At 72.8% G+C, this 14,421-nt stretch carries 11 protein-coding genes; 4 read left to right on the top strand and 7 right to left on the bottom strand.

Annotation, left to right across the window (positions count from 1 at the left end; genetic code table 11):
• Positions 1 to 31 precede the first annotated feature (31 nt).
• The 5 genes from ACTWQH_RS03245 to ACTWQH_RS03225 all read right to left on the bottom strand — a co-directional run bounded on the left by ACTWQH_RS03245 (position 32) and on the right by ACTWQH_RS03225 (position 4,310).
• Entirely contained in the window at positions 32 to 523 is a 492-nt protein-coding gene (locus ACTWQH_RS03245) for a S26 family signal peptidase (RefSeq protein ID WP_443284744.1), read from the bottom strand.
• A gap of 7 nt (positions 524 to 530) precedes the next feature.
• On the bottom strand, positions 531 to 2,339 hold the full coding sequence (locus ACTWQH_RS03240) for an ABC transporter ATP-binding protein (protein WP_443284743.1): 1,809 nt from the start codon (positions 2,337 to 2,339) through the stop codon (positions 531 to 533).
• Entirely contained in the window at positions 2,336 to 2,899 is a 564-nt protein-coding gene (locus tag ACTWQH_RS03235; protein WP_443284742.1) for a hypothetical protein, read from the bottom strand. The genes ACTWQH_RS03240 and ACTWQH_RS03235 overlap by 4 nt, the downstream gene beginning before the upstream one ends.
• Positions 2,896 to 3,447 carry a MauE/DoxX family redox-associated membrane protein gene (locus tag ACTWQH_RS03230; protein WP_443284741.1) on the bottom strand — a complete coding sequence of 184 codons (552 nt, stop codon included), beginning with the start codon at positions 3,445 to 3,447 and terminating at the stop codon, positions 2,896 to 2,898. Before ACTWQH_RS03230 ends, ACTWQH_RS03235 begins: the two co-directional genes overlap by 4 nt.
• Before the next feature lie 107 nt (positions 3,448 to 3,554).
• The gene (locus ACTWQH_RS03225) at positions 3,555 to 4,310 is read right to left on the bottom strand and encodes an AfsR/SARP family transcriptional regulator (RefSeq protein WP_443284740.1); all 756 of its coding nucleotides are present in this window, start codon (positions 4,308 to 4,310) and stop codon (positions 3,555 to 3,557) included.
• Between the two features lie 206 nt (positions 4,311 to 4,516).
• On the opposite strand from ACTWQH_RS03225, the gene ACTWQH_RS03220 reads away from it, so the two are divergent.
• Genes ACTWQH_RS03220 through ACTWQH_RS03210 form a run of 3 tightly spaced genes read left to right on the top strand, consistent with a single transcriptional unit; the run spans position 4,517 to position 8,381 of the window.
• Positions 4,517 to 4,711, top strand: coding sequence for a hypothetical protein (locus tag ACTWQH_RS03220; RefSeq protein ID WP_443284739.1), 195 nt, complete (start codon positions 4,517 to 4,519; stop codon positions 4,709 to 4,711).
• Between the two features lie 53 nt (positions 4,712 to 4,764).
• The gene (locus tag ACTWQH_RS03215; protein WP_443284738.1) at positions 4,765 to 7,587 is read left to right on the top strand and encodes an FtsX-like permease family protein; all 2,823 of its coding nucleotides are present in this window, start codon (positions 4,765 to 4,767) and stop codon (positions 7,585 to 7,587) included.
• A 17-nt stretch (positions 7,588 to 7,604) separates the two neighbouring features.
• Positions 7,605 to 8,381, top strand: a complete 777-nt coding sequence (locus tag ACTWQH_RS03210) for an ABC transporter ATP-binding protein (protein ID WP_443284737.1) — start codon at positions 7,605 to 7,607, stop codon at positions 8,379 to 8,381.
• Between the two features lie 80 nt (positions 8,382 to 8,461).
• On the opposite strand, the gene ACTWQH_RS03205 is transcribed toward ACTWQH_RS03210, so the two are convergent.
• On the bottom strand, positions 8,462 to 9,907 hold the full coding sequence (locus tag ACTWQH_RS03205) for an amino acid permease (protein ID WP_443284736.1): 1,446 nt from the start codon (positions 9,905 to 9,907) through the stop codon (positions 8,462 to 8,464).
• Positions 9,908 to 10,200: 293 nt separating this feature from the next.
• Here ACTWQH_RS03205 and ACTWQH_RS03200 point away from each other — a divergent pair, with 293 nt between their 5' ends.
• Complete coding sequence (locus ACTWQH_RS03200) at positions 10,201 to 10,821, top strand: dihydrofolate reductase family protein (RefSeq protein ID WP_443284735.1); 621 nt, start codon at positions 10,201 to 10,203, stop codon at positions 10,819 to 10,821.
• Between the two features lie 14 nt (positions 10,822 to 10,835).
• Here ACTWQH_RS03200 and dnaE read toward each other — a convergent pair whose 3' ends face one another.
• Positions 10,836 to 14,420, bottom strand: coding sequence for a DNA polymerase III subunit alpha (gene dnaE / locus ACTWQH_RS03195; RefSeq protein WP_443284734.1), 3,585 nt, complete (start codon positions 14,418 to 14,420; stop codon positions 10,836 to 10,838).
• Between the last annotated feature and the right edge of the window lies 1 nt (position 14,421).

Below are 14,421 nucleotides of genomic sequence, written 5' to 3'. Positions count from 1 at the left end.
GATGGCGGCTGCCCGTCCGGCCTGGCTGACGTCACACGCTCCCGGTCCCGTCGCGGCCGAACCGGTACACCACCCGGCCGACCAGCCGCTCCAGCGGGATCGGGCCGATCGTTCGGGAGTCGACGCTCTGCCCGGGGTTGTCGCCCAGCAGGATCACGGTCCCGTTCGGGACGGGCCCGGCGCGGCCCGCCATGGCCGCCGGCATGGGGTCGCCCGGCAGCGCCGCGATGCGCTTGACCCACAGCTGCGGCAGGACGTCGCCCGGCGCCGGGAGGAGGGTGGCGCCGTCGGGCAGCTGCACCGGGCAGACGACGATCTGCCCCACCCGCAGCCGCCGCCCGCCGTCCCGCCGGGTGTCCACCCGCCGCACCAGCAGCCGGTCGCCCTCGCGCAGCGTCGGCAGCATGCTGGCGCCGGTCACCGTCGTGTACAGCAGGCCGCGCCGGGCCGCCCACGCCCCGGCGGCCAGCCCGGCGGCCACCGCCGCGCCCAGGGCCACCGCCGCACCTGGCCTCGCCGCCAACGTGCCGTCACCTCCTCGCGTCGGGGAGCTGGAAGCCCGCCGCCTGACTGCGGAACGCCGCCGCGTACCGGCCGCCGAGCGCCATCAGCTCCTCGTGGGAGCCCAGTTCGGCCACCCGCCCCCCGTCCAGCACCGCTATCCGGTCCGCGCTCCGGATCTCGCTCAGCCGGTGCGAGACCAGCACCCGGGTGCCGCCCACGCCGTGTCCGCGCATCAGCGCACCCACCTCCGCCTGCGCCACCGGGTCAAGACCCGAGGTGGGCTCGTCCAGGATGAACAGCTCGCGGTCCTCCCGCAGCAACGACCGGGCCAGCGCCACCCGCTGGAACTGCCCGCCGGAGAGCACCACCCCGGCGTCCTTCTCGGACGCGCCCGGGAAGCCGCGCGTGAGCATGGTGTCGTAGCCCTCGGGAAGCGCGCGCAGCAGCCGGTCCACGCCCGCGCGCCGGGCCGCCGACTCGATCCGCTCCCGGTCATCGGCGCGCGGGGGATCGCCGAGCCCGATGTTCTCCGCGGCCGTCATCTCGTACCGCATGAAGTCCTGGTAGACGACGCTGAGCCGCTCGCGCAGCTCCTCGGGGCGGACGGCGCGCAGGTCCTGCCCGTCCCACCGGATGCTGCCCCGCTGCGGGTCGTAGAACCGGCACAGCAGCTTCACCAGCGTGCTCTTCCCGGCGCCGTTGACGCCGACCAGACCCAGGCTCTCCCCGGCGTTGATCCGCAGGCTGACCCCGCGCAGAACCCACGGGTGCTCCGGGCCGTAGCGGAACCACACGTCCTCCAGCTCGACGCAGCCGCGCAGCCGGGGGAGGGGGCGGGCAGGCTCCCGGGTGGCGAGGACGGGCGGGGCGCCGAGTACCTCGGTGTAGGCGTGGAAGACCAGCAGATGGTGATGGCCGTGGGCCACGGCGGTGACCAGCGCGCCGAGCGTGGCCTGCACCGTGGCGACCGCCGAGATCACCAGAGTGAGGTCGCCGACCGTCATCGCCCCGGAACGGACCCGGTGGACGGCCCACAGCAGGCCGCCGGCCGCGACGGCGGCGGTGAGCACCGCCGGTCCGCCATTGACCAGCAGATCCTTCACGTCCAGCCGGCGGCGCAGCCGGTCGGCGGCGTGCCGCTCGGCCATCATGCGGCGGCGCAGCAGCTCGCCGGTGCCGAACAGCCGTATCTCCTTGGCCGCGGGTTCCGTGCCGAGCAGGACGGTGTAGAACATCTCCCGCCGCTCGTGTGCGGTGATCTCGCCGGTCGCACGGGCGCGCGAGCGTGCGACGTTGATCTCGGCCAGCAGCCTCGGCACGGTGCCGAGCCCCACCAGCGCGGCAAGCAGCGGGTCGATGCCGATCAGCACCGCCGCGAACCCCGTGAGCGTCCAGCCCGAGGCCAGCAGGATCGTGGCGCAGGTGAGCAGCTCGGTCGGGGTGTGCTGCCCGCAGTCCTGGGCCTGACGCAGCCGGGTGAGCCGGTCGGGGCTCTCGTACCAGGCCAGGCCGGGCTGCGCGGTGACCGCCCGGAACAGCCGGTCCTGGGCCTGCCTGGCCACCGCCCGGGACAGCTCGCCGGTCAGCAGCCGCGCCACGTACGGCAGTACGGCCAGCAGCACGCCGACGGCGGCGAGCGCGGCGGCGGGCCCGGCGACCGCGCCCTCGCCGGTGGCCAGGTTGTCCACCAGGCGCGCGGTCAGCCAGGCGGCGGCCACCGGGCAGCTCGCCTCGATGACGGTCAGCGCGAGCGTGCCGGCCAGCGCGGCGGGCCGGGCCCGCAGGGTGAGGTCGGCGGCGGCCCGCGCCGAGACGAGCGAGGCGTGTGACCTCATGCCGCGATCCGCCGTCGCAGCTCCCTCGCGCTCGCCGCGGACCACCGCAGCTCACCGGTCTCGGTGAGGGCGTGGACCTGCGGGAACGCATCCGCCTGGAACGCCCGGAACCAGGCGGAGCCGGCGGGCGCCGCCTCGACCACGGCGACCGCGGCCAGCGCGTCCGCGTAGCGCGAGGCGTCCCCGGCCGCGCCGCCGTCCGCCGGACCGTCGGCGGCCACGATGGCCCGCACCCGTTCCCGCCCCCCGGGGTGCGCCGTGGCGGCCTCGGCGAAGGCGGGCAGCATCTCCTCGCAGGAGGCGCAGCCGGGCGCGAAGAAGCCCACGAGCGTGGGGGAGGAGACCTCGGCACCGGCGTCACCGGCGCCGTCCGGCCCCGCCGGCAGCTGGATGCGGGCGCCCACGCGCAGCCCGGTGCTCGTCGGCTCGGCGCCGGGCCGCCAGCGGGCCTCGGCCAGCGCCGCGTCCTGTTCGCGCAGCCGCCGGACGATGCCGTAGCTCAGCAGCAGGTTGAACGCGGTCACGCACAGGGCCAGCGCGGACAGCACGATGGCGATCATTTCGGTCTCCTGGCAGAAGCGGCGGCGGTCGCGGCCGGGGCGGACGAGAACAGCGCGGCGACGTCGTCGGCGCCCATCACCAGCAGCGCCGCGACCGCCCCGGCGGGGAGGGACGTCGCCAGGACCTCAGGCCGGACCGGGCCGGCGGCGGGGACCATCGCCAACGCCGCCGCGGCGACCAGCAGCAACGCGGCGTTGCGCACCAGGTGAACGGCGCCCAGCGGGCGGACGGCCCGGCCGAAGCAGGCGCAGGCCACCGTCCGGCCGTCGTACAGCACGCGCGCCACCCCGCCGGTCAGCACGGCCAGCAGCGCCACGGACAGCGCCGGCCCCCACGGGGCGGTGGGCGCCGCCAGCATCAGCAGCGCGGCCAGCGCCTCGGCGGCGACGACTGCCACCGACACGGCGGGGACCAGCCGGCGGGGGATGCCGACGTCCCGCAGCGAGCGGCGGAAGTCCCGCCGGCCGGCGGGGCGCGCCTTTCCGGCCGCGGCGGCCAGGAACGTCACGATCAGCAGCGACTCGCAACCCAGCAGCAGGTAGTCCACGAAATCCGCCCCTCCCGCGCGCCCGGCGTCGTGGTGTCCCGGGGTCCGGCTCGTCCGCCCCGGAAGCCCGGACGCTACGCCGCGCCCGTACACGGCGGATACAACGCTCAGGCCGAGCCGTCGGCCAGCAGCCGATCGTGCAGCAGGGCCAACCCCGCGTCGGGATCCCGGCCGAGCTCGGTGCGGAACGCCGCGCGGGCCATCCGGTAGGACTCGGTCAACTGGCCCGGCTCGCCCAGCCGATGGTGGGCGCGCAGCACCAACTCCCAGGCCCGGGTGCGCAGCGGATCGCTCGAGACCACCTGCCAGGCGGCGTCCAGCGTCTGCCGCGGCTCGTCCAGGGCGAACCACGCCCCGGCCAGGTCCTCCAGCGCGCGCAGCCGTTCCCCGTCCAGGCTGGCCAGCTCGCGGGCGAGCATGCCGCGCCGCTCCAGCCCGGGCGCCGCCTGCTCCGAGCGCCACAGCTCCAGCGCCCGCCGCAGCAGGATCACGGCCCGGTGCGGGCTGGAGGCGAGCACCTCCCGCCCCTGTCTGGACAGTTCCTCGAAGAGCAGATGGTCGCTGTCCTGCCGCGCGAGCCGCAGCTCGTAGCCGCCCGGGTGGCCGATCAGCGTGCCGGCGCCGAGCGAGTGGCGCAGCCTGTGGACGTAGGAGCGCAGGTTGGGCAGCGCGGAACGCGGCGGCTCGCCTTCCCACAGCGCCTCGCTGAAGGCGTCCACCGGAACCACGCGGTTGGCCTTGAGCAACAGGGCGACCAGCACGATCCGCGGCTTCCCGCCGCGCAGCGGCGCCGCCTCCCCCTCACGGCCGCGGACGTGAACCGGCCCCAGCAGCCGGAACACCGGCTCCTGCACAGTCTTCACCGACCCTCCCCTCCCCACGCCAAGCAGCAACTACCGAAGGATTCCGCTTGACAGCGGAGAGCTTAGAATCGAAGCGCTTCGAACGAAAGCCAATTGCGCTGGCCGGCGGCGTGGGGGCGCGATGTATGGGATGTGTAGCGGGGGCCGTTAGGTTTCCGGGTGCCCGAAGAACCTTGTACCACCCCGTACCAAGAGAGGTGAGAGGGATGAGGCTTCTCAACCGGCTCGCTGACGCCGCACTGAGCCGCGTGCTGCCCACGGCCACCGCCGAGGCGGCCTGGGAATACCGGTGCAACCGCAATCTTTCCTGCCCGGAGTCTCCCAGCTTCTGGGCCAACCAGCGCCGCTACTGCTCCGGCGGGTCGTGCAGCGGCTGGGAGACCTTCCAGTGCTGCGTGTAGCCGCCGGCGCGTGACAGGGCCGTCGGCACCAACCGGATGAATCGGGGGACCTCATGCTCGCCATGGTGATCGGGCAGCTTCGGCGGCGCTCCGCGCGAGCGTTCACGCTCCTGGCCGGCGTTCTCGTGGCGAGCATGGGGTTCACCCTGCTCACCGGCTCGGTGGAGACCTCCCGGCTGCGCGTGCAGGCCACCGCCGACGAGAACTACCGCGCCGTCTACGACATCCTGGTGCGCCCGGAGGGCAGCCCGACCGCGACCGAGCGGCGCGACGGCGAGGTGCGGCCCAACTTCCTCTCCGGCCAGTTCGGCGGCATCACCCTCCGGCAGTGGGAGGAGATCGCCGCCGTCGACGGCGTGGAGGTGGCCGCGCCCATCGCCATGATCGGCTACCAGCAGGTCGACCTCCTCACCCGGCTCGACGTCACCGGACAGCTCGACCCGGCCGCCGACCGGCAGCTGCTCCGGGTGGACCGCGCCTGGCTGTCCGACCGCGGCCTGACCGAGGCCGACGACCCCGGCGTCGACTACGTCTACGTCACCCGGCACCCGGTGGTCCGCCCCAACATCCAGCGGGTGGAGAACGGCTGGCAGCTGGAGGAGGGCTACACCCGCGACGGCGAGCCCCTGGCGGTGGACGTCACCGGCTGCGCCGACACCCGCCCCGCCGTGGAGATCCAGCCGGACGGCACCGCGTTGCCGCTGTGCATGCTGGACTCCGCCGTGGACTCGACCGACGAACTGACCGCCGAGGGCCGGGACCGGCTGATCGTCGTGGAGTGGCACGACGACGGCACCTTCACCACCACCGGCACCGACGAGGTGGACCACCCCGGGACCGGCGACCGGGCCACCCTCAAGGTGCCCTGGCCCTCCACGCTGCTGACCGCGGCCGTCGACCCCGCCGCCGAGGCCGAGCTGCTCGGCCTGGACTCCGCCGTGACCAGCGGCGACTACCTGGCCGCCGACGGCTCCGACCTCCGCGAGGCCACGGCCGCGAACCCCGCGACGGGCATCCCCGTGCTGGCCTCGGACCGGCCGCAGGTGGACGAGTCCCTGCGGCTTCAGGTGAGCCGGGTGGACGCCGACGCCGCCGCGATCCCCGGCCAGGGCAGCACCGCGCTCGCGGCGAGCCTCGCCGCCGCCCCCGCCGAGCGGCTGGCCGGGGAGGTGCACGACATCACGGCCGCCTACCGGGAGGGCGTGGTCAGCGGCGAGCACCTGTTCGTCTCCTACAACCAGAGCCTGCGGCCCGGCACCACGAGCTACGAGTCCGGCTCGGATCCCCTGCGCCCGCGGGAGTCACGCGAGGACGACTCCTACGCCTGGGACGAGGCCTCCGTCTTCGGCGGCACGGAACCGCCGTGGCTCTCCCAGGACACCGCCTTCCGCTCCCTGGAATCCACCCCGGAGATCGCCGGCGTCAGCGACGCGCTGCCCCTGGCGGAGCTGGTGGGCACCTTCGACCCGGACGCCATCCAGGAGGCCGGCGAGCTCTCCGAGGTCCCGCTGGAGACCTACCGGCCCGCCGCCGCGACCGGTGCCGACGAGCGCTCCCAGGACCTGCTGGGCGGCGAGGCGTGGCTGCCCAACGGCAACCCCGCCGGCTACCTGGCCACCCCCCCGCAGCTGCTGACCAGCCTTCCCGCCCTGGAGCACCTCCTCCACCCCGCCGACCCGCAGTCCCGCGCGCCGCTGTCCGCCGTCCGGGTCCGGGTGGCGGAGGTGACCGGCATGGACGACGCCTCGCGCGAGCGGATCCGCCGGGTGGCCGAGGACATCGCCACCGCCACCGGGCTCACCGTGGACATCACCATCGGCTCCTCGCCCGCGCCGCGCGAGGTGCAGATCGCCGCCGGGGAGTTCGGCCGCCCGGAGCTGCTGATCGAGGAGCAGTGGACCCACAAGGGCGCGGCCGTCGCGCTCGTGGAGGAGGCCGACCGCAAGAGCGTGCTGCTCCTGGCCCTCGTCCTGGTCGTCTGTGTCCTCTTCGTCGGCAACGTGGTCGCCGCCTCGGTGCGCACCCGCCGCGCCGAACTGGGCGTCCTGTCGTGCGTGGGCTGGTCCGGGGGACGGCTGACCGGGCTGGTGCTCGGAGAGGTTGCGCTGGTCGCGACCGCCGCCGCCGGCCTGGCCGCCGCCCTCGCCTACCCCCTGGCCCGGCTCTTCGGCCTGGAGGTGATGGTGGGCCGGGTGCTGCTCACCGTGCCGCTGGTGATCGCCCTCGCCCTGCTCGCCGCGCTGGGCCCGGCGCTCCGGGCGGCGCGGACCGGCCCGGGCGGCGCGCTGCGCCCGGCGGTGCTGCCCGCCCGCCGCGCCCGCGCCCGGCGCACGGTGACGGCGCTGGCGCTGTCGAACGTGGCCCGCGTCCCGCTGCGCAGCGCCCTGGCCGTGGCGGCCATGGCCATCGGCGCGGCCGCCGTCACCTTCGTCGCCGCCGTGCTGTGGCACTTTCAGGGCGCGGCGGCCGGCACGCTGCTCGGCGACGCCGTCTCGGTGGAGGTGCGCGGGGTGGACGTCGCGGCGGTGCTGCTGACCGTGGTGCTCGGCGCGTTCGCCCTCGCCGACGTGCTCTACGTCGGCCTGCGGGAGCGGGACGCCGAGCTGGCCGCGCTGCGGGCGACCGGATGGACGGACCGCGCGCTGTCCCGGCTCGTCCTGACCGAGGGCGCGGTCCTGGGCGCGGTGGGCGCGGTGCTGGGCGCTGCCGCCGGAACGGGCCTGGTGGTCTGGCTGGTTGACGAGGCGACGGCGGCCGTGGCGGGCACGGCGCTCCTCGTCGCCGCCGGCGGCCTGCTGCTCGCCATGGCCGCCTGTCTCGTCCCGCTCCGGAGCGTCCGTGCCCTTCCGCTGGCCGCCCTGCTGGCACACGAGTAGAAACGGGAGCTGTGAAGGTGGAGGAACGGGAAAACGGCGGGGTGCCGGTCACGGTCACCGGGCTGCGCAAGGCGTTCGGCGGCTCGGGTGGCGAGGAGAGCCGCGTCACCGCCGTGGACGGCGTCGGCCTGGAGATCCCGGCCGGCCAGGCGGTGGCGCTGACGGGCCCCTCGGGCTCGGGGAAGTCGACACTGCTGCACCTGATCGGCGCCATCGAATCGGCCGACGAGGGCACCATCACCGTGGGGGATCAGGAGATCACCGCGCTGCGGCGCCGGGAGCTGGCCCGCTACAGGGGCGGGATCGGCTTCGTCTTCCAGCGCTTCCACCTGTTGCCCGCCCTGACCGCCCTGGACAACGTGATGGCCCCCCTGCTGCCCCGCCGCGCCGGCTCCGTCCCCTTCGACCGCGAGGCGCGGGCGCGTCAGCTGCTGGACGCGGTGGGCCTCGCGGGCCGGGAGCGGGCGCTGCCCTCGCAGCTCTCCGGCGGCCAGCAGCAGCGGGTGGCCATCGCCCGCGCCCTGATCGCCCGCCCCCGCCTGCTGCTGGCCGACGAGCCGACCGGCAACCTCGACTCGGCCACCAGCGGCCAGATCATGGACCTCATCCAGCGACTGGCCGACGAGCACGGCCTCACCATGCTCGTCGCCACCCACGAGATGGCCGTCGCCAAGCGCTGCCAGCGTGTGGTGGCGCTACGCGATGGCCGCATCGTCGCCGACGCGGCCGACCCGGCGGATGCCTCGGATCCGGTGGGCACGGGCCTTGCGCGGACTGACGGTGCGACCGACTGAGCCCTCGACTCCTAGCTCGGACACCACCGCTAGCTCAGACACCACCGCCCCGGCATCCACGTCGGCGGCAGCTGACGGCCCTACCCGGTGGTGTCGTACGCCGGCTCCGCCCGCTCCTCGCCCGCCCGCCGCCCCGCGACGCGGCGGGCGCCGTACCAGCCGGCGACCAGCAGGACCGCCCAGACCGCGCCCACGTACAGCGAGATCCGGGCGTCGTCGTCGATGCACATCAGGACGACGACGAAGAGCAGGAACGCCAGGGCGACGCCGCTGCCGAGCGCGCCGCCGGGCGCCGGGAAGGGCGAGGCGGCCAGACGGCCGGCCACCACGGCGCGGCGGTAGCGCATGTGGCTGACGAGGATCATGGCCCACGTCCAGATGCCGCAGGCGGTGGCGACGGAGGTGACGTATGCGAACGCCTTCTCCGGGACGAGGTAGTTCAGGACCACGCCGATGCCCATCATCGCGACGGAGAGGGTGATCGCGGTGGCCGGCGACTGCCGGGCGTTGAGCCGTCCAAGACGGGCGGGAGCCTCCCGGTTCCCGGCCAGGTCCCGGAGCATGCGGCCGGTGGAGTACATGCCGGAGTTGCAGGAGGACAGCGCCGCGGTCAGAACCACGAAGTTGACGATCGCGGCGCCGAAGGGCAGGCCGATCTTGCCGAACGCCGCGACGAACGGGCTGACGTCCGCGTCGAACTCCGTCCACTTCACCACGCAGAGGATGACCGTCAGTGAGCCGACGTAGAACAGGGCGATGCGCCAGGGCAGCGTGTTGATCGCCCGGGGCAGCGACCTCTCCGGGTCGGCGCTCTCGCCCGCGGTGACGCCCACGAGCTCGACGGCGAGATACGCGAACATGACGCCCTGGAGCGTCATCAGGCTGGAGCCGACGCCGGTGGGAAAGAACCCGTCGTGGGCCCAGAGGTTGGAGACCTCAGCGGTGTCCCCGGCCTCGGAGACGCCGAGCGTGAGGACGCCGAGGCCGATGACGATCATCCCGATGATCGCGGTGACCTTGATCATCGAGAACCAGAACTCGATCTCGCCGAAGACCTTCACCGAGATCAGATTCACGCCGAAGAGCACCACCATGAACACCAGCGCGCTCACCCACTGCGGAATGTCCGGAAACCAGTAGGTGACGTAGATGGCCGCCGCCGTCAGCTCGGCCATGCAGGTGACCACCCACAGCAGCCAGTAGGTCCACCCGGTGGCGTACCCGAAGAACGGCCCCAGGAACTCTCTGGCGTACTCCGCGAAACTGCCCGAGACCGGGCGGTAGAGCAGCAGCTCCCCCAGCGCCCGCATGATGAGGAAGATGACGACACCCGCCAGGGCGTACATCAGGATCAGGCTCGGCCCCGCCTCGGCGATGTTCGCACCGGCACCCATGAACAGGCCAACGCCGATGGCACCCCCGATCGCGATCATCTGCACCTGGCGGCTGCCGAGACCACGCTGGTACCCCTCGTCGGGCCCCGCCCCGGGGTCCGGCTCCTTCTTCGGCTCCTTGACTTCGGTCATGGCAACGCCTTGTACCCCGAACGCATCGCCTCATGCGGGAGGCACGGCCGCACGGCTGGAAGTTGCATGGCCCCTCGCCCCCGGACGCGTGTCCACGGACAAGCGTTCCGGCGGCGGTCAGTGTGCGCCGGGGCGCGTGCCGAACGGGGCGAGGGCGCGGCGTACGGTGGCGTTCTGGTGCGGGTGGCGTTCGGCGATCTCCCCGCGTACTCGCTGAGATCTGCTCCAGACTGACGCTCGACAGGAAGCTCACCGCGAAGGCGACGGCGGGTCGCCGCGAGGAGGACAGTGCGATGACGAGACGCGTGGGCAAGGTGACCTGCGACTTGTCGATCTCGATCGACGGATACTCGGCCGGGCTCAACCAGACCGAGCAGCGCCCGTTCGGCGACGACGGCGGCGATGGCTGGGGTGACAAGCTGCACGCCTGGTACGCCGAAGGCCCCGAGGAGCACCCGGCCGAGTTCGCCCGAATGATGACGGCCAAGGCATTCATCATGGGGCGCAATATGTTCGGCCCAGTGCGTGGCGAGTGGGATCGGCAGTGGAAGGGCTGGTGGGGCGACAACCCGCCGTACCACTGCCCGGTCTTCGTGCTCACCCACCACCGGCGCGATCCGCAGCCGATGGATGGCGGCACCACGTTCCACTTCGTCACCGACGGAATCGAAGCCGCGATGAAACGCGCACGCGATGCGGCCGGGGACGGCGACATCTCCATCCACGGCGGCGCGACCACCGTCAACCAGTATCTCGGCGCGGGCCTGATCGACGAGATGCGGCTGCACATCGTTCCGATCACACTCGGCGCCGGCACGCGGCTGTTCGACGGCGTCCCGCCGTTGAACCTCGAGCAGGTGGAGTCGCGAGCCGCGACCTCGGTCACGCACCTGACCTATCGCGTGTTGTCCTGACCCGGAAGGCACCGTCAAACACGATGACCGCGGGGTTGGGGCGCCCGCGTCACCGGCACCGCCGCCTTCAGGTCCGCCCAGAACTCGGGGCGAACGGTGATGCGGTAGCCCAGCCGGTAGACGGTCGTCTTGGTGGGGGCGCGCACCCGCAGGTGCACCTCGGTGGGGCCCGGGTGGGCCCGCAGGATCTCCTTGAAGCGGCCGATGCACTGCGGTGTCACGTGGGCTTCGAGCATGTCGAGGCGGACGGGCCCGCCGTCGGCGTCGGTCGTCAGGTCGGGGACCGTCAGCTCCATCGCCACCAGCCGGGGCACGTCCTCGCGCTTGTCGAGGCGGCCCCGGACGAGGACGATCGCGTCCTCTTCGAGCTGGGTGAAGACCAACTGGTAGGTGGCGGGGAAGAACAGGCAGTCGAGCGAGCCGCCGAGGTCCTCGATGGTGGCGATGGCCCAGGCGTTGCCCTGCCGGGTCGTCTTGCGCTGCAGGCCGGAGATGATGCCGCCGATGGTGACGACGGCCCCGTCGGCGTGCTCGCCGCCGTTGAGCGCGGAGATGGCCGCGTCCGCCTTGGCGGTCAGGGCGTGCTCGACGCCGAACAGCGGGTGGTCGGAGACGTACAGGCCGAGCATCTCCCGCTCCTGGGCCAGCAGGTACGGCTTCTCCCACTCCCCGGCGGAGAATTCGACGTCCAGGCCGAGGCCGGGACCCGGCTCGTCGGCGTCGGCTGCGGCGTCGGCTCCGGCGTCGTCGAAGAGGTCGAACTGCCCCTCCGCCTGCCGCCGCTTGAGCGCGACGACGGTCTCGATCATCGGCTCGTACTGGGCGGCCAGCCCCTTGCGGGAGTGGCCGAGCCGGTCGAACGCGCCGGCCTTGATGAGCGACTCGACCGTCCGCTTGTTACACACCACCGCGTCGACCTTGTCGAGGAAGTCGGGGAAGGAGGCGTAGCAGCCCCTGGCCTGGCGGTTGCGGACGATGGAGTCGACGACGTTCTGCCCGACGTTGCGGACGGCGGTGAGCCCGAAGACGATCGTGTCGTCGCCGCGTGGCGTGAACGTCGCCTCGGACTCGTTCACGTCCGGCGGCAGCACCGTGATGCCCATCTTCCGGCACTCGTTCAGATAGACGGCCGACTTGTCCTTGTCGTCGCGCACGGAGGTGAGCAGCGCCGCCATGTACTCGGCCGGATGGTTCGCCTTGAGATACGCCGTCCAGTACGAGACGAGCGCGTACGCGGCCGCGTGCGCCTTGTTGTAGGCGTAGCCCGCGAAGGGCACCAGCACGTCCCAGACCGCCTGGATCGCCGCGTCCGAGTACCCGCGCTCGCGGCAGCCGTCCCGGAACGGGATGAACTCCCTGTCCAGGACCTCCTGCTTCTTCTTCCCCATCGCCCGCCGCAGCAGGTCGGCCTGCCCGAGCGAGTAGCCGGCCAGCACCTGCGCCGCCTTCTGCACCTGCTCCTGGTAGACCACGAGGCCGTAGGTGACGTCCAGGACCTCCTTCAGCGGCTCCGCCAGCTCCGGGTGGATCGGGGTGATCTCCTGCTGGCCGTTCTTCCGCAGCGCGTAGTTGACGTGCGAGTTCATGCCCATCGGCCCCGGCCGGTACAGGGCGGTGACCGCCGTGATGTCCTCGAAGTGGTCCGGCTTCATCATGCGCAGCAACGAGCGCATGGCCGCGCCGTCGAACTGGAAGACGCCGAGGGTGTCGCCGCGCCCGAGCAGCTCGAACGTCGCCCGGTCGTCGAGCGCCAGCCCCAGCAGCTCGATGTCCCGGCCCTCGTTGCCCCCGTTGCCCCCGTTCCGCCGCACCATCGCGACGGCGTCGTCCATGATCGTCAGATTCCGCAGGCCCAGGAAGTCCATCTTCAGCAGGCCGAGCGACTCGCAGGTCGGGTAGTCCCACTGCGTGATGGTGACGCCGTCGCTGTGCCGGACCCACACCGGCACGTGCTCGACGATCGGCTCGCTGGACATGATCACGCCCGCCGCGTGCACGCCCATCTGCCGCACCAGGCCCTCCACGCCCCGCGCCGTGTCGACGACCTTCCGCACGTCCGGCTCGTTCTCGTACAGGCCCCGCACCTCGGCGGCCTCGGCGTAGCGCGGGTGCGCCGGGTCGGTGATGCCGGACAGCGGGATGCCCTTGCCGCCGACATCGACGGGCATGGCCTTGGTGATGCGGTCGCCCGTCGCGTACGGGAAGCCGAGGACGCGGGCCGAGTCCTTGATGGCGTTCTTGGCCTTGATGGTGCCGTAGGTGCCGATCATGGCGACCTTGTCGGCGCCGTACTTCTCCGTCACGTACCGGATGACCTCGCCGCGCCTGCGCTCGTCGAAGTCGATGTCGACGTCCGGCATGGACACGCGCTCGGGGTTGAGGAACCGCTCGAAGATCAGCCCGTGCTCGAGCGGATCGAGGTCCGTGATGCCGAGCGCGTACGAGACGAGCGAGCCAGCGGCGGAGCCACGGCCGGGGCCGACGGCGATGCCATTGTTCTTCGCCCACATGATGAAGTCGGCGACGACGAGGAAGTACGCCGGGAACCCCATCTGCACGATGACGTCCATCTCGTACGCCGCCTGCCGCTCGTACCGCTCCGACACCCCCGCCGGGAAGCGGCGCCGCAGGCCACGCGCCACCTCCTCCCGGAACCACGTGACCTCCGTGTACCCGTCCCGGACCTCGAAGCGCGGCATGAGGTCGCGCCTGCCGAACCAGCCCGTGGTGTCGACCTGCTCCGCCACCCGCAGCGTGTTCGCGCACCCCTCCTGCCAGGCGTCGGAGGAGTCGACGGCGTACATCTCCTCGGCGGACTTGAGGTGGTAGCCGGTGCCGTCGAAGCGGAAGCGGCCGGGGTCGGTGAGGCTCTTGCCGGTCTGGATGCACAGCAGCACGTCGTGCGCGCTCGCCTCGGCGGCGTAGGTGTAGTGCGAGTCGTTCGTCACCAGCGGCGGGATGCCGAGCTTCCTGCCGATCTCCAGCAGGCCGTCGCGGACGCGGCGTTCGATCTCGATGCCGTGGTCCATCAGCTCAAGGAAGTAGCGCCCCCTGCCGAAGATCTCCTGGTATGCGGCCGCCGCCTTCAGCGCCTCGTCGAACTGGCCGAGCCGCAGCCGCGTCTGCACCTCGCCCGACGGGCAGCCGGTGGAGGCGATCAGGCCCTCGGCGTGCTCGGCGATGACATCCCGGTCCATGCGGGGCCACTTCTGCAGCCAGCCCTCCTTGTACGCGTCCGACGACAGCTTGAAGAGGTTGTGCAGCCCTGTCCTGTTCGCCGCCCAGATCGTCTTGTGCGTGTAGCCGCCGGAGCCGGAGACGTCGTCCCGCTTCTGGTGCGGCTGCCCCCAGGTGATCCTCCGCTTGGTGCGACGCGACTCGGGCGCCACGTACGCCTCGATCCCGATGATCGGCGTGACGCCGGCCGCCGTCGCCTGCTGGAAGAAGTCGTACGCTCCGTGCAGGTTGCCGTGGTCGGTCATCGCGATGTGCGACATGCCCATCTCCTGGCAGGCGGCGAACAGGTCCCTCAGGCGGGCCGCGCCGTCGAGCAGCGAGTACTGCGTGTGCACATGCAGATGCGTGAAGGGCCGTGGCATG

Origin of the sequence: Streptomyces sp. 6N223 (genome assembly GCF_052246635.1) — a bacterium.
Classification (GTDB): Bacteria; Actinomycetota; Actinomycetes; order Streptomycetales; family Streptomycetaceae; genus Streptomyces.
This window is presented reverse-complemented; position numbering and strand designations above follow the sequence as displayed.

Excerpts from the sequence above, each read along its gene's own strand:
- ACTWQH_RS03240 (WP_443284743.1), bottom strand. The coding sequence starts at position 2,339 with ATGAGGTCACACGCCTCGCTCGTCTCGGCGCGGGCCGCCGCCGACCTC.
- ACTWQH_RS03220 (WP_443284739.1), top strand. The coding sequence starts at position 4,517 with ATGAGGCTTCTCAACCGGCTCGCTGACGCCGCACTGAGCCGCGTGCTG.
- dnaE (WP_443284734.1), bottom strand. The coding sequence starts at position 14,420 with ATGCCACGGCCCTTCACGCATCTGCATGTGCACACGCAGTACTCGCTG.
- ACTWQH_RS03235 (WP_443284742.1), bottom strand. The coding sequence starts at position 2,899 with ATGATCGCCATCGTGCTGTCCGCGCTGGCCCTGTGCGTGACCGCGTTC.
- ACTWQH_RS03200 (WP_443284735.1), top strand. The coding sequence starts at position 10,201 with ATGACGAGACGCGTGGGCAAGGTGACCTGCGACTTGTCGATCTCGATC.
- ACTWQH_RS03205 (WP_443284736.1), bottom strand. The coding sequence starts at position 9,907 with ATGACCGAAGTCAAGGAGCCGAAGAAGGAGCCGGACCCCGGGGCGGGG.
- ACTWQH_RS03215 (WP_443284738.1), top strand. The coding sequence starts at position 4,765 with ATGCTCGCCATGGTGATCGGGCAGCTTCGGCGGCGCTCCGCGCGAGCG.